The sequence below is a fragment of the Mariniflexile sp. HMF6888 genome (assembly GCF_044335535.1).
Taxonomy (GTDB): Bacteria; Bacteroidota; Bacteroidia; order Flavobacteriales; family Flavobacteriaceae; genus Mariniflexile.
The window spans coordinates 1-17,424 of sequence record NZ_JBIQVZ010000001.1; the positions used below are offsets into that span (position 1 = coordinate 1).

At 33.3% G+C, this 17,424-nt stretch carries 16 protein-coding genes; 8 read left to right on the top strand and 8 right to left on the bottom strand.

Annotation, left to right across the window (positions count from 1 at the left end; genetic code table 11):
• Window positions 1-413 precede the first annotated feature (413 nt).
• The 5 genes from thrS to ACGLWY_RS00025 all read left to right on the top strand — a co-directional run bounded on the left by thrS (window position 414) and on the right by ACGLWY_RS00025 (window position 5,127).
• Window positions 414-2,348, top strand: coding sequence for a threonine--tRNA ligase (gene thrS / locus ACGLWY_RS00005; protein ID WP_396617642.1), 1,935 nt, complete (start codon window positions 414-416; stop codon window positions 2,346-2,348).
• 28 nt (window positions 2,349-2,376) lie between these two features.
• Window positions 2,377-2,925 carry a translation initiation factor IF-3 gene (gene infC / locus ACGLWY_RS00010; RefSeq protein WP_379884360.1) on the top strand — a complete coding sequence of 183 codons (549 nt, stop codon included), beginning with the start codon at window positions 2,377-2,379 and terminating at the stop codon, window positions 2,923-2,925.
• An 87-nt stretch (window positions 2,926-3,012) separates the two neighbouring features.
• On the top strand, window positions 3,013-3,210 hold the full coding sequence (gene rpmI / locus ACGLWY_RS00015; RefSeq protein WP_117172011.1) for a 50S ribosomal protein L35: 198 nt from the start codon (window positions 3,013-3,015) through the stop codon (window positions 3,208-3,210).
• 120 nt (window positions 3,211-3,330) lie between these two features.
• Window positions 3,331-3,675: a 50S ribosomal protein L20 gene (gene rplT, locus ACGLWY_RS00020; RefSeq protein WP_396617643.1), complete on the top strand. Its 345-nt coding sequence runs from the start codon at window positions 3,331-3,333 to the stop codon at window positions 3,673-3,675.
• Window positions 3,676-3,810: 135 nt separating this feature from the next.
• A complete protein-coding gene (locus ACGLWY_RS00025) occupies window positions 3,811-5,127 on the top strand; it encodes a CoF synthetase (protein ID WP_396617644.1) in 1,317 nt (438 codons plus the stop codon).
• Here ACGLWY_RS00025 and ACGLWY_RS00030 read toward each other — a convergent pair.
• Window positions 5,114-6,304: an ATP-grasp domain-containing protein gene (locus ACGLWY_RS00030; RefSeq protein WP_396617645.1), complete on the bottom strand. Its 1,191-nt coding sequence runs from the start codon at window positions 6,302-6,304 to the stop codon at window positions 5,114-5,116. The genes ACGLWY_RS00025 and ACGLWY_RS00030 overlap by 14 nt on opposite strands.
• Before the next feature lie 212 nt (window positions 6,305-6,516).
• Between ACGLWY_RS00030 and ACGLWY_RS00035 the strand changes: the two genes are divergently transcribed.
• Complete coding sequence (locus ACGLWY_RS00035; protein ID WP_396617646.1) at window positions 6,517-7,614, top strand: hypothetical protein; 1,098 nt, start codon at window positions 6,517-6,519, stop codon at window positions 7,612-7,614.
• A gap of 329 nt (window positions 7,615-7,943) precedes the next feature.
• On the opposite strand, the gene ACGLWY_RS00040 is transcribed toward ACGLWY_RS00035, so the two are convergent.
• Window positions 7,944-8,366 carry a secondary thiamine-phosphate synthase enzyme YjbQ gene (locus tag ACGLWY_RS00040; RefSeq protein WP_396617647.1) on the bottom strand — a complete coding sequence of 141 codons (423 nt, stop codon included), beginning with the start codon at window positions 8,364-8,366 and terminating at the stop codon, window positions 7,944-7,946.
• A 134-nt stretch (window positions 8,367-8,500) separates the two neighbouring features.
• On the opposite strand from ACGLWY_RS00040, the gene ACGLWY_RS00045 reads away from it, so the two are divergent.
• Window positions 8,501-8,944 carry a hypothetical protein gene (locus tag ACGLWY_RS00045; protein ID WP_396617648.1) on the top strand — a complete coding sequence of 148 codons (444 nt, stop codon included), beginning with the start codon at window positions 8,501-8,503 and terminating at the stop codon, window positions 8,942-8,944.
• Window positions 8,945-9,148: 204 nt separating this feature from the next.
• Here ACGLWY_RS00045 and ACGLWY_RS00050 read toward each other — a convergent pair whose 3' ends face one another.
• From ACGLWY_RS00050 to tgt, 6 genes are all read right to left on the bottom strand, one after another.
• Window positions 9,149-10,333, bottom strand: coding sequence for an asparagine synthetase B (locus ACGLWY_RS00050; RefSeq protein WP_396618610.1), 1,185 nt, complete (start codon window positions 10,331-10,333; stop codon window positions 9,149-9,151).
• 201 nt (window positions 10,334-10,534) lie between these two features.
• Entirely contained in the window at window positions 10,535-12,073 is a 1,539-nt protein-coding gene (gene dnaB / locus ACGLWY_RS00055; RefSeq protein ID WP_396617649.1) for a replicative DNA helicase, read from the bottom strand.
• 169 nt (window positions 12,074-12,242) lie between these two features.
• Window positions 12,243-13,196 carry an acetyl-CoA carboxylase carboxyltransferase subunit alpha gene (locus ACGLWY_RS00060; protein WP_396617650.1) on the bottom strand — a complete coding sequence of 318 codons (954 nt, stop codon included), beginning with the start codon at window positions 13,194-13,196 and terminating at the stop codon, window positions 12,243-12,245.
• Between the two features lie 122 nt (window positions 13,197-13,318).
• Window positions 13,319-14,218 carry a DMT family transporter gene (locus tag ACGLWY_RS00065; RefSeq protein WP_396617651.1) on the bottom strand — a complete coding sequence of 300 codons (900 nt, stop codon included), beginning with the start codon at window positions 14,216-14,218 and terminating at the stop codon, window positions 13,319-13,321.
• Entirely contained in the window at window positions 14,205-15,287 is a 1,083-nt protein-coding gene (locus tag ACGLWY_RS00070; RefSeq protein WP_396617652.1) for an LptF/LptG family permease, read from the bottom strand. Before ACGLWY_RS00070 ends, ACGLWY_RS00065 begins: the two co-directional genes overlap by 14 nt.
• Before the next feature lie 71 nt (window positions 15,288-15,358).
• Window positions 15,359-16,489 (bottom strand): tRNA guanosine(34) transglycosylase Tgt, encoded by a 1,131-nt coding sequence (tgt, locus tag ACGLWY_RS00075; RefSeq protein WP_396617653.1) that lies wholly within the window; start codon window positions 16,487-16,489, stop codon window positions 15,359-15,361.
• Window positions 16,490-16,799: 310 nt separating this feature from the next.
• Here tgt and ACGLWY_RS00080 point away from each other — a divergent pair, with 310 nt between their 5' ends.
• Window positions 16,800-17,414 (top strand): outer membrane beta-barrel protein, encoded by a 615-nt coding sequence (locus ACGLWY_RS00080; RefSeq protein WP_396617654.1) that lies wholly within the window; start codon window positions 16,800-16,802, stop codon window positions 17,412-17,414.
• Window positions 17,415-17,424: the final 10 nt, after the last annotated feature.

Below are 17,424 nucleotides of genomic sequence, written 5' to 3' on the forward strand. Positions count from 1 at the left end.
CCGCAGTTTTTTTTTTCGGGACGGGGGCTTTGGCCGTGGGACATGGGCATCGGGCTCCCGTTTTGGGGCAAAAATGTATGGAAAAAAGCCCAGCGGAATCCCCTTCCCGGATCCAAGAACATATTGTGCCCTTGGATAACCGATAGTTTTTACACATATATATAAGGGGCATTTGCCAAAGTGGGCCTTGACCGGGGAGATGGACCCTGCCCCGTGACCATGTAGCGCGCGTTAGGGATGGCAGTGGAAAGCCCGCAGCGAGGTACGAGCGAGGACTTGTAACGGACAGCCCGACCTTGCTCCTTTTGCAAGGGAACGCCCTAATTATTTATCTATTAAAAATTATACCTATATATATATTGTATGTATTTGTTTATACTACTATCTTTGCACACTGAATTTAATTTATTTTAATGATACATATTACATTACCCGATGGCAGTGTGAAAACGTTTGAAGCGAACGTTACACCTATGGATGTTGCAAAAAGCATTAGTGAAGGATTTGCTAGAAACGTGATTTCGGCAAATTTTAATGGCACAACCGTGGAAACTGTAACGCCTTTAACCACCGATGGCTCGTTGGTTTTATATACTTGGAACGACAGCGAAGGAAAAACAGCCTTTTGGCATTCGTCTGCTCACGTGTTGGCACAGGCTATTGAAGAACTATATAAAGGTGCGAAACTTACCATTGGTCCTGCGATTGAAAATGGTTTTTATTACGATGTTGATTTTGGTGAGCATATAGTTTCTGAAAAAGACTTTAAAGCGATTGAAGACAAGATGTTGGAAATTGCTCGTGGAAAGCATGATTTTAAAATGCGCTCTGCTACAAAAGCTGAAGCCTTAGATTTATATAAAGGTAATACCTTTAAAACCGAGTTGATTGAAAACTTAGAAGATGGCACCATTACTTTTTGCGATCATTCTACTTTTACAGATTTGTGTCGTGGTGGCCATATACCAAATACAAGTATAATAAAGGCTGTTAAAATTTTAAGTGTTGCAGGTGCTTATTGGAGAGGTAATGAAAATAATCCGCAACTTACGCGTGTTTATGGTATTTCGTTTCCGAAGCAAAAAGAGCTTACAGAATATTTGGAATTACTTGAAGAAGCTAAAAAACGTGACCATAGAAAGCTTGGTAAAGAATTGGAATTGTTTACATTTTCCCAAAAAGTGGGACAAGGACTTCCTTTGTGGCTGCCAAAAGGTGCTGCATTACGTGAACGTTTAGAAAACTTCTTAAAAGCGGCACAAAAAAAAGCTGGCTACGAAATGGTCGTTACACCTCATATCGGACAGAAAGAACTTTATGTTACTTCTGGTCATTATGCAAAATATGGTGCCGATAGTTTTCAGCCTATTCACACACCAAAGGAAGGTGAGGAATTTTTGTTAAAGCCTATGAACTGTCCGCATCACTGCGAAATTTACAACAACAGCCAATGGAGTTATAAAGATTTGCCTAAGCGTTATGCTGAATTTGGTACTGTATATAGATATGAACAAAGTGGTGAATTACATGGTTTAACACGTGTAAGAGGGTTTACTCAAGATGATGCGCATTTATTTTGTACACCAGACCAACTAGATGCTGAGTTTAAAAATGTGATTGATTTGGTACTTTATGTATTTGGATCGTTAGGATTTGAAAATTTTACCGCCCAAGTATCGTTAAGAGACCCTGAGACTCCTGATAAATATATAGGTAGTTTAGAAAACTGGGAGAAAGCTGAAAATGCTATTATGAGTGCTACCATAGATAAAGGTTTGAATTATACCGTAAAAACTGGTGAAGCTGCTTTTTATGGTCCTAAACTGGATTTTATGGTAAAAGATGCGCTTGGTCGTCAATGGCAGTTAGGTACGATTCAAGTCGATTACAACTTACCTGAGCGTTTCAATTTAACGTATAAAGGCAGTGATAATGAATTACACAGACCTGTAATGATACATCGAGCACCTTTTGGAAGTATGGAACGTTTTATTGCTATTTTACTAGAACATACCGCTGGTAATTTCCCACTTTGGCTGATGCCAACACAGGCTATTATACTGTCAATTAGTGAGAAATATGAAAAATACGCTGAAAAAGTTTTAAATTTGCTAGAAAATGACGAAATTCGCGCCCTTGTAGACCATAGGAATGAAACCATTGGTAAGAAAATTAGGGAAGCAGAAATGCAAAAATACCCTTTTATGATTATCATAGGTGAACAAGAGGCGAAAGAAAACAAAATAACTGTGCGTATGCACGGAGGAGAAGATTTAGGAATGATTTCCATTGAAGACTTCTCAAAAATTATTAAAACAGAAATAAGCAAAACGTTAAAACCGTTTTAAATAAGTTTAACTTAAAAAACATAAAGCCATAGCAATTAGAAGAAAATCGCAACCCGCAAAAAGGGTTTCACAAGAGGATAAACATAGAATTAACTCTAAGATTAGTGCACCCAACGTTCGTCTTGTAGGCGAAAACGTCGAAATAGGTGTGTATTCTACCAGAGATGCTTTAAAAATAGCAGACGAGCAAGGATTTGATCTAGTAGAGATTTCTCCAAATGCAGATCCTCCTGTTTGTAAAGTTATGGATTATAAAAAGTTTCTTTACGAACAAAAGAAACGTGATAAAGTTATTAAAGCCAAGGCTACTAAGGTTGTAATTAAGGAAATTCGATTTGGACCTCAAACCGACGACCATGATTACGACTTTAAAAAGAAGCATGCCGAAAAATTCTTAAAAGAAGGTGCTAAACTTAAAGCATTTGTTTTCTTTAAAGGACGTTCTATCGTGTTTAAAGAGCAAGGACAGATTTTATTATTAAGATTGGCCCAAGATCTTGAAGAATTTGGTAAAGTAGAGCAAATGCCGCAATTGGAAGGTAAACGTATGACCATGTTTATTGCTCCAAAAAAATAAAGAAAAGTATATCTTATATAAATAAGATGCTGAAATAAATTCAGCACAACGTAATTAAGCGAAATAATTAAAACCTAGGAAAAGAAAATGCCTAAAATGAAAACAAAATCGAGTGCCAAAAAACGCTTTAAGCTAACTGGTACTGGTAAGATTAAAAGAAAGCACGCTTTTAAAAGTCACATCTTAACAAAGAAGTCTAAAAAACGTAAGCTCGCTTTGACGCATGATACATTAGTAGATAAGGCGGATGAGAATAATGTTAAATTGATGTTACGTTTAAAGTAACCACTTTTTAACCGGTTAAAATAAATTATAAACCCTGGAGTTAGGCCATAAAGAATTCAGAATTCAGAATTCAAAATTCAGAATTAAAGAATCGCCTACTACAAAAAAACAATTAAAATTATGCCAAGATCAGTAAATTCTGTAGCAAAAAGAGCCCGAAGAAAAAAGGTTCTAAAACAAGCAAAAGGTTACTTTGGACGTCGTAAAAACGTTTGGACAGTAGCAAAAAATGCGGTTGATAAAGCGATGCAATACTCGTATAGAGACCGTAGAAACAAAAAGAGAACATTCCGTGCTTTATGGATTGCGCGTATAAACGCAGGTGCCAGGGAGTATGGATTATCTTATTCTCAATTTATGGGAAAATTAAAAGCTAATGATATTGAATTAAACCGTAAGGTTTTAGCAGATTTAGCTATGAATAACCCAGAGGCTTTTAAAGCCGTAATAGAGAAAGTAAAATAAGGCGTTTTCGCCATTGTTAAACATATTATATTCGCTTAATATATTAAAAATCCGGTTCGTTTGAATCGGATTTTTTATTTTTGGTTTAAATCAAAAAAATAAATGTTAAATTTATAAGCCTAATAACACCTGTATATGTATTTGTCTAACCGCATAAGAAATATAAGTTTTTGGGGATTGGATTTTATTAAGGGAGGTAAAATAAGAAAACATTATCGAAACATTGAAGCTATTTTAGACAATCCAACCTCAAAAGAATCTCTAATTCAAAGAAATTCACATTTAGATAATGTTTTAAAACATGCTACTAAAACCACCGCGTATTACAAACCATACTCTAATTTCAAGTCAATAGAAGATTTTCCTGTTATTAAAAAAAATGTCATTCAAGAACATTTTGAAAGTTTTAAATCAAAAGGGTTAAAAAATAATGCATACCATAAAGTATCTACAAGTGGTTCTACAGGAATGCCTTTTTTTTTATATCAAGACAAAAATAAACGCTTGAGAAATACAGCGGATGTTATATTCTTTTCTAAACTTTCCAATTATATAATAGGTAATCGTTTATTTGAACTTGAGGTTTGGAGAGAACATAATAGAAAAAAGCCTTTTAAATCTTGGTTGCAAAACGTAATTCAATTTGATATAACTAGACTAGACGAAGATAGAATTTCTCATTTTTTGTATCAATTAAAGAAATATAAACAAAACAAAACGCTTCTTGGATTTGCATCTTCTTTTGAAACAATCTGTCAATATCTGGACAAAAAAAACATAACGCTAGGGAACAATCTTAAGCTAACATCAATTATAGCTAATTCTGAATATCTAAATGATTACACAAGAACTAAATTAAAACAGTTTTTTAAGGTTCCTGTACTGTCAAGATATTCAAATGAAGAAATAGGCATTATTGCTCAACAAACAATAGAATCACCAAATTATTTTATTATTAACCATGCCAGTTATTTTGTAGAAGTCTTAGACATTGAAAAAGATGTACAAGTAAAAAAAGGGCAATTAGGAAGAATTGTTGTTACAGATCTATTTAATTATTGTATGCCTATTATAAGATATGATACAGGGGATGTAGCTAAATTAATTGAAACCGAAAAAGGTATTACAAAATTTAAACACATTGAAGGAAGAAAAATGGATTTAATTTATGATACGAGTGGGAGTTTGATTTCTTCGTTTGTTATTTATACTAAATTCTACAAATACTATACCTATTTAAAACAATATCAATTTATTCAAGAAAGCAAAAAAGAATACACCATTAAATTAAATATTCATAATACGTTTCCTTTTGAAACAGAATTAACTGAAGATATTAAAAAAGATTTCGGAAAAGATGCCATTGTAAAAATAGTATATGTAGATGAGATTCCTCCTTTGGCTTCCGGAAAAAGAAAAAAAGTAGTGAATAATTATACTAAACCCGATTAAAATGATGCTTTATTTTTCCTAATATAATATTTTTAGTTCTCATAACAAATTTATAAACCATCGGAACTGGGTCATTTAAAGCATATTTAAAAGACGTATTGTTCAATATAAATTTGAAATGAAACATGAAAAGAACATTATTTCTTATACTTTTAACTAATCCTTTTAAGTTTAAATAATTTACCTTTTTATACTTTGGCAACTCAAACTGCTTATTTAAACCTGTTAAACAATATAAATAAGGGAAATTAACGCCAGCAATTAATGATGCATCTAAAGATCCCCAGAACCGGGTATTAACTTCAATAATCTTAAATGTATTACTTTTTATGTCAAACCTACAATCTACATGGGCTACACCAGACCAATTAAGTGATTTGATTAACTTTACAATAATCTCATACAACTGTTCTTCATATACAAATTTAACTCCCAATAAAGGAGCGAACGGATTATCGGCATTCATGGTTGCTTTTTGAATTGTAAATGCCAAAATAGAACCAGACTTACATAAAACACTGCAACCTATATCATAACCCTCTATATATTCTTGAATAATAAATTCGTGATCATTTAATTTGTTAATTGCAAAATATTCTTGTAAACCCGCTAAGTCCTTAAAAATATTCACATCCGTTCCGCCCCCTATCCCTTCTGTCGGTTTAACTATTATTGGAAATTTTATGGTGTCATCTGTAGTTAAATTATTTGAATTATATAAATAACTTTTTGGAAACGGCAAGTTATTAGTCAATAAATGCTCTGCTAATTTCCATTTATTCTTCGCTATTTTAAAATCATTATAGGCAGGTAGTAAACATAATTTATCTTTAAATAATATTTTATCTTTATATTTTATTAATGCTTCAATTCCCTTTTCATAAATTGCCATTATTACGTCAATCTTATGCTTTTTTGACTCTTCATTAATGTTTTTAATCCACTCTAGTTCTTCATTTGTTTTAGGATAGTAAGAAAAATGAAATATATGTCTCGAATATCTCATTGGAATATGCCTTTGATTAGACATAATATAAATTTCAACATCCTTAACTTGAGACAAACTATTTACCACATAAATTAATAAATGGCTATCGCCATCTGGAATTAAAACTGAAATAGCCATTAAATATTTTTTTATTTTTATAGATAAATATAATATATTCTTAACCTTCATCTCAAAAAATTCAATATAATTTAATAAAACTTCTAAATAATGAGAATAAATAATACTGAATTATACTTTAATCGAATTTAATTGCAACATAACAAATATTTTAATTAATGTTAGACGCTTCTATATAATTTTGTATCAAATTTTAAACCTTCCTACTAGGGTGATTCGATTAATAGCAAATAAATCAACACTTTAACTTAAAATTAAACATTATGAAAATTAAATTTTATGCAAGTTTTGCCTTTTTTGTAGGCGTGTTAATGCTTTTTGGTATGTATAGCTGCCAAACCGAACCCTTAGATTCTGACCAAAATTTAAGTGCTACAAGTAGTAGTGCTTCTAAAACAAGTTCAGTAATACTTGACTGGTCCTGCAGCACAACAGCAACTGAAGTTGACTTATTAGCTGGACAAACCATGTTAGTTGGAAAAGTAAAAGTAGAAGTTGTAGGTTCGGACTACAAAATAACCTACGATATTACTGTTGATGGCTATTGTTTAACATCTACACATTTATCTGTTGTTGAATCGCCAGATTTATTCCCAAATAATAATGGCAACCCTACAAATGGTCATTTTGAGTATGGTGATGACGAGCTTGATTGTGTTACAAGTGCTACTTATTACGTTCCTACTTCAAAAGGAACCTATATTGCAGCCCATGCAGTTGTAAATTGTGTGTCTGATGTTACAAGTGAAGCATTTGAACAGTCTTTACCAGAACAAGTGGATGTTTGCGTGACAGCTAAAGGTGTACCTGAAAGCTATTTCGATATACAAATTGCTGATGGAAATTCTTTATCTGGTTTATTTGATGCTTGGTGTCTAGATCAAGATGCTACTTTAAACAATAATGAATGTTTTACTGCTGATGTTTATTCTTCTTACGAAACTCTTCCTGCTGGTAAATTTGAAAAACCTGAAAATTTCGGAGCCCTTAATTGGCTTATGAATCAAGGATTTATAGGAACTGAAGCAACTCCTGAATTAGGTAATTATACTTTTGGTGATATTCAAATAGCTGTTTGGAAGTTAGTTGATGATAGTGTATGTACGCTATGCCAATTCACTGGCCCTTACAACAATGACAGAATAAATATGCTTGTTGAAATGGCTCTAGCTCACAATGACTTTGTGCCTGGTTGTGGTGACGATATTGTAATTGTTCTTATACCTACTGACAACAAGCAATCTATTTTTATTACCATCCCTGCACCATGTGGAGAATGTGAAGAGACTGCTTGGGGTGATGGTTGTCCATTCCCTGGAAAAAATTGGGCCACTTATTTTAAATATGACGCTGGTTCATAAAAAAACATGACATGTTAAACAAAAAAATCCGGTTCTTAATTGAATCGGATTTTTTTATGAAGTGGTTTAAACTTTTTCGATTGAAGCAGGACGGAGCGTAGAAAAATAACCCAGTGGGTTAATTTAGCGAACGGGCCAGCCAGCGCAATAGCAATTTTATTAAATCGAAGTCTTTTTCGAGTTAGGGCCGAGCGTAAAGAAAAGGTTTAGTAAACCTTTTTAGAGAAGGAGCCAGCTTGTCGCGTTGGAAAAGCTACGGATAGAAAAAAAGATGTAGAGTGGGCAAAAAAGGGCGATTTTTTAGCCAATGGAAAAAGTTTAAACCACTTCTATATCCCAAAAGCAGTAATAACAATTGTTCTTGATCCTCCATGATTTCTATGCTCACAAAGATAAATTCCTTGCCAAATTCCTAAATTCAACTTACCATTGGTAATTGGTATTTGTACCGAAGCACCTAATAAAGAGGCTTTAATATGCGCAGGCATGTCATCAGAACCTTCATAAGTATGTTTATAAAAAGGTGCATTTTCAGGAACCATCTTGTTAAAGTGACTTTCAAAATCTGTTCTAACCGTAAAATCGGCATTTTCATTTATGGTTAAACTTGCCGATGTATGTTTAATAAACACCTGTAGTTGCCCTATATTAATTTGACTAATTTCTGGAACTGCATCCAAAACAGTATCGGTAATTAAATGAAAACCTCTTGAGTAAGACTTTAATTTTATTTGTTTTTGAAAGGATTTCATATAACTTTTATTTAAAACAATGCTTAAATTTAGGCTTTAAAATATAATTACACGCTGCATTTTTCGTTTTAATAACGCAACCTTTTAAATTTAATAGCATCTATAAAAAAATAAAGAACCTAAATTTAAATACTATGAGACCTTATATTTTAATTGCTTTTTTGAGCTTTATTACTTTAACGAACTGCTCTATTGGTAATAATGATGATATCCCAGACCAAATAATAACCACTTATTGGCATTTAACTAATGTAAGTGGTGGCGTGGCTGGTGTTGATAATGATTTTGATCTCAATGATATTGTTTGGCATTTTAATAACACTACTAATAAACTAACAATTAAAAATACCAATACCGATGATACCATTGAAGATGGTTTTGATTCTGGAGTTTACAACTTTTCGGTTACAACCGTTGGTAGTGACGAATTTCTTGTAATAAACTCCAATGAGTTTGGCAAAGTGGTTGTTACCCAAACCCAATTAACAATAGACCAAAATATGACTACAAGCGGAACTGGTGCAGATGGTTTTATATATACATTTACCCGTGTAAATATTGTTAAAAATGCGGAGTAAAAAATTTCTTGAAATAGACTATCCTCGAGGCAGATCCATTGAGGTATTCCTTCTGTTTCATTTTGACCTCAGGGTCAAAAACCAAAATCTTGTATTTTACCTCACCTAAAACTATCCGAAAAGACTGTTCTGACCTCTCCAAAAGAGAGGTAAATTGGATACCCCGAGGCTGAGCCTTCGGGGAATTATTTGGATTAAGAACGTTTAAGTTTTCTGTTTCTTTTTTCTGGCTGCTGGAAACAATACGTTGTTTAAAATGAGTCTATAACCAGGTGAAGTTGGATGTAAATCAAGTTCTGTTTTAGAATCTCCTACCCTATGCTGATAATCTTCAGGATCGTGACCGCCATAAAAGGTAAAAAAACCTTTTCCTTTTATACCGTGAATATACTTAGCCTCTCCGTTAGACTTGGTTTCTCCCATTACCAACACATTCGATTTTATCTCATCTCTGGTAAAAGCGGTTGTTTGCCCCATAAAACCTTTTACCAAAGCGGTGTGATTTTGGCATAACATGGTTGGAATAGGATCCCATTTAGCTGAAAATTCCATTAAAGAAAAATAATCGGATGTTTTAGAAACCATACGCTTTTGAGTCATATCAATAGAAGAAAACTCATAAACATTTGGGTTGCGTTCTAAAGTATAATTTGTAAAAGCGAAGGTTTTATTATAATCAATTTTATTTTGATACCCCGAACCACTACCATCACCATCAAACATGGGTTCACAAATATCGACACCTTCGGCAGATAAAGCAATATCAAAACTATCGGCAGCACTACACATCGCAAACATAAAACCGCCTCCAATTACATAATCTCTAATCTTTAAAGCCACATCCAATTTTTCTTCCGATACTTTATTGTAACCCAATTTTGTAGCTAAGGCTTCTGCTTCCTTTTTTTCTTCAATATACCACGATGCCGCTTTGTAAGCGCCATAAAATTTTCCGTATTGCCCCGTAAAATCTTCATGATGTAAATGCAACCAATCGAAAGCCAAAAGACCATCGTTTAGCACTTCTTCATCATAAACGGTTTCATAAGGTATTTCTGCATATTGCAACACCATAGTTACGGCATCGTCCCAAGGCAATTTTCCCTTTGGGGTATAAACGGCAATTTTAGGAGCTTTTTCTAAAATAACGGCTTCCATGTTTTGGCTAGGGCTACTTATGTCTTCTAAAATACTTTCGGTTTTTGAATCTGAAAGGACTTCAAACGAAATGCCTCTAATTTGACATTCACGTTGAATTTCTTGCGTGTCGGGCAATAAAAAAGAACCGCCACGGAAATTAAGCAACCATTTTACTTTCTGCTCTTTATTTAATACCCAATAGGTTAATCCGTATGCTTTTAAGTGATTTTTTTGACTTTCGGCATCCATGGGGATTAGAATGTAGGATGCATAGGTTTGAAAACCTATGAACAATAAAAATAATGTAACAAATATCTTTTTCAAAATTGAGGCTAAACTTAATGTGATTTCTCAGTCGCTCCTTCTTAGAAATGACTAAACATCCATAATTTATGTTGAAAGATACTTAAATTTTATTCTTCTTGAAATTAGTTTAACAGAAGATTGGATTTAAAACGGCACATCGTTATCATCATCATTAAATGAACTTCCAAAAGCTTGATCTGGGCTTGCTTTAAAATTATCGGATTTAAACGTATCATCATTTGCTGCTGCATTCATTTTAGAATGAAACTCGAAAGGTGAATCAAAATCGTCTAAATTATCAAACTTACCTAAATGTCCAATAAACTTTAAACGGATATTTTCCAAACCACCATTACGGTGCTTTGCTACAATAAACTCACCTTGACCTTCGGTTGGTGAACGTTCTTCATCATCCCATTCATCAATTTTATAATATTCCGGTCTGTAAATAAAACTTACAATATCGGCATCTTGCTCAATAGCACCCGATTCACGTAAATCTGAAAGCAACGGGCGTTTACTACCACCACGGGTTTCAACCGCACGCGATAATTGCGACAGTGCAATAACGGGCACATTCAATTCTTTTGCTAATGCTTTAAGGTTTCTGGAAATCATCGAGATTTCTTGTTCACGGTTTCCGCCATGGTTACTTCCACCTGTCATTAATTGCAAATAATCAATCATGATAAGTTTAATACCGTGTTGAGAAGACAATCGCCGTGCTTTTGCTCTTAGATCGAAAATAGAAAGCGATGGCGTATCGTCAATAAACAAAGGGGCTTTTTCAAGACCTTTAACTTTTACATTAAGTTGTTCCCACTCGTGTTTTTCTAGTTTTCCTGTTCTTAATTTTTCTGATGACAGTCCCGTTTCACTAGAAATTAAACGGGTTATTAATTGTACCGAAGCCATCTCTAAAGAGAAAAATGCTACGGGAATATTCTGGTCTACGGCAATATTTCTTGCCATAGACAAGGTTAAAGCTGTTTTACCCATACCAGGACGTGCAGCAATAATAATTAAATCGGACGGTTGCCAACCTGATGTTAATTTATCTAATTTGGTAAAGCCTGTTGGAATACCACTTAGCCCTTCTTTATTAGAGATTTCTTCAATTTTCTTTTTAGCCTGAATTACTAATTCTTGTGCAGTTTCGCTCGATTTTTTAATATTACCTTGGGTAACTTCATATAATTTTGATTCAGCAGCGTCTAATAAATCGAAAACATCTTTGGTTTCATCATAAGAATCTTCAATAATTTCACTTGAAATTTTAATTAAACTACGTTGAATGAATTTTTGTAAAATAATGCGTGCATGAAACTCTATATGTGCCGAAGAGGATACTTTTTGGGTTAAGGAAATAAGGTAAAAATCGCCCCCGGCTAGCTCTAACTTAGCGTTTTTCTTTAATTGTGTTGAAACGGTTAATAAGTCGATTGGTTCACTATTTTCAAACAACTGAAATATAGCGTTAAAGATGTGCTGATGCGCTTCTTTATAAAAAGCATCTGGACTTAAAATATCGATAACTTCATCGACTCCTTTTTTATCAATCATCATCGCACCAAGCACAACTTCCTCTAAATCAAGTGCTTGTGGTGGTATTTTTCCTTTCTCAAGGCTAATCAGTGTACTTTTATCAACTTTAAATCCTCTAATTTGGTCGGGTTGTTTCATAACTACGAAAGTAACTAAAAAGAACGTGTTTTCTATTAGAAAATGACTTATGATTGTTAACCAGTCTTTAACAATTTAACTGTTAACAACTTATAAATATTGTCAATAACACAAAAAAAAACTGAAGCCTTATACTTCAGATTTTTCTTGTATTATGTTATTAAACGTGTTAGCCTTTAAAGACTCCCATGTGAGAATATTTATCCATACGTTTGGCAACTAAATCTTTTGGTGATAAGTTTTTAAGTTCTTCAAACGATTTTACAATGGCATTACTAACCGTGGAAAATGTTTTATCTCTATCTCTATGCGCACCACCTAGCGGTTCTTTTATAATTTCATCAACTAGTTTTTGCTTCTTCATATCGGTAGCCGTTAATTTTAAGGCATCGGCTGCTTGTTCTTTAAACTCCCAACTACGCCATAAAATAGACGAACAAGATTCTGGGGAAATTACAGAATACCATGTGTTTTCAAGCATCAAAACCACATCGCCTACACCTATACCTAAAGCACCACCAGAAGCACCTTCACCAACTATAATGGTAATAATTGGCACTTTCAAACGGGTCATTTCTAAAATATTTCTGGCAATGGCTTCTCCTTGTCCGCGTTCTTCGGCTTCCAAGCCTGGAAATGCACCTGGCGTATCTATAAGAGTCACTACAGGTATACCAAATTTTTCGGCAGATTTCATTAAACGTAATGCTTTTCTATACCCTTCTGGGTTTGCCATACCAAAATTTCTGTATTGGCGTGTTTTGGTGTTATAACCTTTTTGTTGGCCAATGAACATAAAACTTTGGTCTCCAATTTTACCTAGTCCACCAATCATGGCTTTATCATCTTTAAAGCCTCTGTCTCCATGTAATTCTAAGAAAGATTCACCGCAAATAGCACGAATATAGTCTAAAACGTAAGGTCTATCTGGATGACGAGACATTTGCACGCGTTGCCAAGGTGTTAGGTTTTTATAAATGTCTTTTTGGGTGGCTGCTAATTTTTTTTCTATATTTGAACATGTTTCAGTAACATCTACTTCACTCTCTTCACCAATAACTCTACATTTTTGCAATTGGTCTTCAAGTTCTTTTATAGGTAGTTCAAATTCTAAATATTCCATAAGAATTTTATTTTGGCTATTAATCTTAAGTTAGTGTACAAACCTACATATTTTTTCATTTTAAATTAAGAAAAATATAAAAATGTTGGTTCTCTTAAACTTCTTTACAAAAATAAGGATTCTTAAAGAGAATACTTGTTTTTTAACAATCTTATGTTCTTCAGAATGGCATTTAGCAGTACCGTAACAATAATTACTATAGCTCCGTAATAAAATGACGGACTCATATATTCTTTTTCGGGAAACAAAATAACCGCCATAAAAATACCGTAAATAGGTTCCATATTGTAGCTAAGAACCACGGTATATGGGCTAATAACCTTCATAACATGCACTGCAGCAATAAATGCATAAGCCGTACATACAGAAGCTAAAATAAATAAGTACCCATAATCTGAATGACTTAAACTAAAAAACTCAGCAGAAAAACCCCCACCAAAAATAAAAATATAAATAGAGACAAATAAAACACCACTTAAAAATTCGTAAAATGAAATAACTGTAGCCGTATGCTGTTTTAAAAAACTACCATTTAACACTGCAAAAAGCGATGACAAAAACGCAGATGAAATTCCTAAAATAATACCATTAATATACTTTATTTCACTTTTAGTTATTATAAAAACACCTATTATTACTATCACTCCAAATAGAATTTCATACCAAATAATACGTCGCTTATAAATTATAGGTTCTATTAACGATGCAAAAAAAGCACCGCAAGAAAACATGGCAAGTGTTATGGATACATTTGATGCATCGATAGCTCCAAAAAAGGTAATCCAATGCAAGGCTATAATAATGCCTGCAATAGACAATCTAACAATTGACTTTAGACTTATTTTTACATTAATCTTTGTTATTTTTATATAAGTGAACATTAAAAGAAACGCCATTACCATTCTAAACCAAACCAAAGGAATGGCTGTAATGGTAATTAATTCACCTAAAATAGCTGTGAAACCAGCTATAAAAACTAAGAAGTGAAGATGTAAATGATTTTTTAGCTTAACGTTTGGCATTGCGCAACAGGAAAATGGCTAGAATGCCAAAAACGACATTTGGAAACCAGGCAGCTACTAGTGGTGAGAAATCGGATTGTTCTGCCATAACACCAAAAATTTTATCGAAAAACACAAAAACCATGGCAATACATATCCCTACTGCCAAATTAACTCCCATACCACCACGTCGTTTTATAGAAGATACAGCTACCGCAATAATGGTTAAAATAAACACAGAAACTGGCAAACTCCATTTTCGGTATAATACTAATTTAAAACGCCCTACATTTGAAGATCCTCTGGCTTCTTCTTTGGCTATAAATTGTTTTAAATCACCATACATTTTAGTTTCTGCTGCATAAATTTCGGGAATTAAATCGTCTACATCGAAAGTAAAAAGTGTGTCTTTGGTTGCACTAATTTCTAATTCATCTTCATTTGCACCTATACTACGCTTAACATAATCGGTTAATCTATAGGTGGTATCTTCTTCAATGTATTTAATATTTTTAGCTGTAATTTTATACTTTAGTTCATTCTTTTCAAAATGCTCTAAGGTAAAATTACTTCCATTTTTATTTGCCACATCAAAACTACTTACATAAATAATGTCGTTATCATTAATTTGCCTGAAAACGTTTTGACCCGTTTCTTCAAAAGCTGTTTTGCCTTTTTTTAGATATTTATAGGAAAAATCATTAAAGCCCTCGCTGGCTTTTGGCGCTAAAAACAAACCTAGTAAAATAGCTAATATCCCAACCATGGTTGCACCAATCATGTAGGGACGTAAAAATCGGGAAAATGAAACACCCGAACTTAAAAAGGCTATAATCTCGGTATTATTGGCTAATTTCGATGTAAACCAAATAACAGATAAAAATAAAAATAGCGGAAAGAGTAAGTGTGCAAAATATATTGTAAAATTATAAAAATAGACAAGCACTTCACCTATAGGTACTTCGCTTTCAAGGATTTTACCTATTTTTTCAGCAAGATGCACTGTTATTCCGATGGGAATAAACAATAGCAGCATCATAAAAAATGTAAACAAATAGCGTTTTAATATGTACCAGTCTAGTATTTTCAAATTGGGTATTGGGTTTTAGGTGTTGGGTGTTGGTTGAAAAACTTTAAACTCATAACTTTTAACTTACAATTCTACAATCTATTATCCATCTGTTTTACCATTTGGTCTTTCCAAGTTTTAAAATCTCCCGCTAATATATGCTTTCTTGCCTCACGAACCAACCACAAATAAAACCCTAAATTGTGAATAGTCGCTATTTGTTTTCCTAACAATTCGTTAACCGTAAACAAATGTCTTAAATAAGCTTTAGTATATTCGGTATCTACAAAGGTTATTCCCATGTCATCTACTGGCGAAAAATCGGATTCCCATTTTTTATTTTTGATATTTATAGTTCCATGCGTTGTAAACAACATACCGTTTCTGGCATTTCGGGTTGGCATCACACAATCAAACATATCAATACCTAACGCTATATTTTCTAAAATATTGATGGGTGTACCAACTCCCATTAAATAACGCGGTTTGTCTTCGGGCAAAATTTCGGTTACCACTTCTGTCATGGCATACATTTCTTCGGCGGGTTCGCCAACCGAAAGTCCTCCAATGGCATTTCCAACAGCCCCTGCATTAGCGATATACTCGGCTGACTGTTGTCGTAAATCTTTATATGTACTACCTTGTACTATAGGAAAAAAGGCTTGACCGTAATCGTATCTTAAAGGCGTTTTTTCTAAATGATTGATGCATCTATCTAACCAGCGGTGCGTCATGTGCATCGAGCGTTTTGCATAGTTGTAATCGCATGGGTATGGGGTGCATTCATCGAACGCCATAATAATATCGGCACCAATAGAGCGTTGAATTTCCATAACGTTTTCGGGTGTAAACGTATGGTAACTCCCATCTATATGCGATTTAAATTTAACCCCTTCTTCCTTAATTTTTCTGTTTGCAGAAAGTGAATACACTTGATATCCACCCGAATCAGTTAAAATGTTCCGATCCCAATTCATAAATTTATGAAGACCGCCCGCTTTTTCTATAATGTCTGTTTGCGGACGTAAATATAAGTGATAGGTGTTCCCTAGAATAATATCTGGATTAATGTCCTCTTTTAACTCGCGTTGATGCACCCCTTTCACAGTTCCTACCGTTCCTACAGGCATAAAAATAGGGGTTTCAATGACACCGTGGTCGGTGGTTATTGTGCCTGCTCTGGCTTTACTTTGGGTATCTTTCGCTTTTAATTCAAATTTCATCTATTGATTTTATCGCTTTTATAATTTGGCTATAAATAATATAAAACAGCACTTAAGTTGGCAAAGATAATTAACTGAAAAATGATATTGATTGTTATGAAAAGAAAATAATTTGCTTTTGGCAGCGTTTTTGATTGTATGTGAATATCTGATTTCAATTACTATAAAATTTGAATCTATTAGTATTGTATATCTAAATTCATTTGAATTATATAAAAAACTAAAAGAATCATATAAAACAATAAGATTCAGTATTATATATCTTTGAAAGAAACAAAAAAAAAACCAAGTCAAATTAAAAACGAAAATCATGAGACATTTAAAAAGTAAATTGAATGCTAGCAAAAAAACAGTTTTACTAGTATTATTTTTAGTATCAACGTTATCATATACCTACGCACAATCCGCTACCGGTTTTGGACTAAAAGGTGGATTAAATTATAATGCCAATGGTGATTACTTTGAATCTATTAGTGATAACGCACAAAACCCCGATAGAAACATTGGTTACCATATTGGTGTGTTTGGAAAAATTGGAAACCAAATTTATTTTAAACCAGAACTGGTTTATACGAGTACAAAAAGTGATTATAACAACGATAGTTTTAAAATGCAAAAATTAGATGCCCCTTTATTAGTTGGCTTAAAAGTAATAGGGCCTATTAGTGTTTTTGGAGGTCCCTCTCTACAATATATATTAGACTCCGAATTTGATGGTATCTCTATAAATGATGTTGAAAATGATTTAACAGTTGGGCTGAATTTTGGTATTGGACTTAACTTTAATAAAGTTGGCATCGATTTAAGGTATGAACGTGGTTTTAGCGAAAATGAAGCTACTTTTATTGGTAACAATGGCATTGGAACTAGTCGATTAGATACTAGACCCGACCAATTGATTTTAAGTTTATCTTTGATACCATAAAAATGAATTG